Source organism: Hymenobacter crusticola (genome assembly GCF_002154225.1).
GTDB lineage: Bacteria > Bacteroidota > Bacteroidia > Cytophagales > Hymenobacteraceae > Hymenobacter > Hymenobacter crusticola.
In genome coordinates, this window is record NZ_MTSE01000088.1 from 1 (window position 1) to 2211 (window position 2211).

Annotated in this window: 1 protein-coding gene; it reads left to right on the forward strand. The window is 58.0% G+C overall.

What is annotated here, in order from left to right:
• The coding region (locus BXP70_RS28915; RefSeq protein WP_218779898.1) for a LamG-like jellyroll fold domain-containing protein at window positions 1–2211 on the forward strand (2211 nt) is incomplete at both ends.

Below are 2211 nucleotides of genomic sequence, written 5' to 3' on the forward strand. Positions count from 1 at the left end.
CTGCAACCGCCGTCAATAATGGCAGCACGGCCGGGTGCGGGCCGCTGACGCTGCAAGTGCAAAAGCAGGGGGTGGTGTACGGTCAAATAGTTGAAGGCGGCACGCTGACGTTAACCGCTCCCTCGGGTACGGTGTTTACCGCGGTTGACTTTGCCAGCTACGGCACGCCTACCGGGACTAACGGCAACTATGCTCTTGGTGGCTGTCACGCCGGTAACAGCGCCTCTATCGTTGGAACGTATTTGCTTGGAAAAAACTCGGCCAGCATTCCCGCTACGAACGGTGTCTTTGGTGATCCTTGCTTGAATACGTACAAAGCCCTGGCGGTGCGCGCTACTTACGCCACCCCCACACCAGCAGCGCAACTCACGTACTCGTGCGCCGAAGTGGGTACGAGCACTATTCTATTAACGGTGACGGATGCCAATGGCAATACGAGCACGACAAAGGCCACAGTAACGGTACAGGATAACCTAGCTCCGACGGTAGTAGCGCAGGATGTAAATCTGACGTTAGATGCTACTGGCATGGCTACACTGACCACTGCCCAGGTAAACAATGGCAGTTTCGACAATTGTGGCATTGCTTCTATGAGCGTCTCTCCTAGCACGTTCTCTTGTGGCAACCTCAGTGGTCCCAACCGCTACGCTGTAAACCTCGACGGTGTCGATGACTACCTGAGCTTGCCTAGCAACCTGCTCTCTACAAACCGGAGCTTCACTTTCGAGACCTGGCTAAACTACCAGGACAACGGCAACTGGACTCGTCTCTTCGACTTTAGCAGCAGCACAAACACCTACCTGCTGCTGACGCCTAAAGCCAACTGGGATGCTAATTCCCTAAATAAACTCGCGTTTGCCATTAGCACTGGCGGCAACCCGGGCGAGCAGCGCATCGTGGCCAACACCACAATGCCTACCGGTTGGCACCACGTTGCCTTCACCCTAGCGTGGAACACTAGTACCAACCGGGGTACCGGCACGATTTACCTGGATGGCACCGCGGTTGGGAGCAACAGCGCCCTTACGCTGAATCCGTCTCTTCTGGGTACACTCACAAACTATTGGCTGGGCCGCTCGATCTACGGCCAGGACCCTTATTTGAAGGGGCAGCTTGACGAGGTGCGTATCTGGTCAGTGGCCCGCACCGCCGCCGAAATCGCTGCTACTAAAGACCGGACGCTGGTGGGTAACGAAGCCAACCTGCTCGCCTATTTGCCTTTGGAGAATGGTCCTGGCTCAGTGACAGCTACGGATGCGTCAGGCCACAGCAACAGTGGAACACTCCTGAACAGCAGTCCTTCAACCGCGTGGGTAACGACTCCTTCTGCTGCTGCTCCCACCGGGACAGTGCCAGTGACCCTGACGGCTACCGATGCTAATGGCAACAGTAGCACGGCCACTGCAACCGTGACGCTACAGCAACCCAGCGTGAATAGCATTCCGAGCCTGACGTGGACGGGTGCCACCAGCACGGACTGGAGCGACTGCGGCAACTGGAGTTACGGGATGGTGCCTAGTGCCAGCCACAACGTCACGATTCCAGCAGGCCTGAGCCGGTATCCAATTTTGAGCGCGGGTACGGCAACGATGACCAATCTCACCATTGTTAGTGGGGCCAGCGTGACTCTCGCGAGCGGCGCGACGCTGCAAGCGACTGGCAACGTGGATGAACAAGGTCCGGCGTTGGGAGGTACTGTCCGCCTGATAGGCACGGGAGCGCAAACGGTAGCTGGCAGCTTCAGCACCCTGGTAGTCAATAAGGCGAGCGGCACGACGACGTTAAGTGGTAACGTCAACGTGGCGACCGCGTTAACTCTAACCAGCGGCACCTTGAACACGGGCAACTACACGGTGGAGCTGGGTAGTGCAGCCGCACTAACGGAGTCGGCGACCAACTACTTGACGGGCACGGTAAAAACTACGCGTGACGTGAGCACGGCGGGCACCCGCTACAGTTTTGAGAGCCTGGGGTTAGCCTTAACGCCCACCGGCTCAACGCTCCCGGGTACAACCACGGTGCGTCGGGTGACGGGCACTGCGCTAACCGGCCAGGGTACCAGTAGCAGCATCAAGCGCTACTATGACATCCAAGCGGCCACCAACAGCAATTTGAACGTGACGCTGGAGTTTGGCTACTTCGACACCGAACTCAACACCATCCCGGAAGCCCAGCTCACGCTGTTCCGCTCCAGCACCGGCACTACGGGCC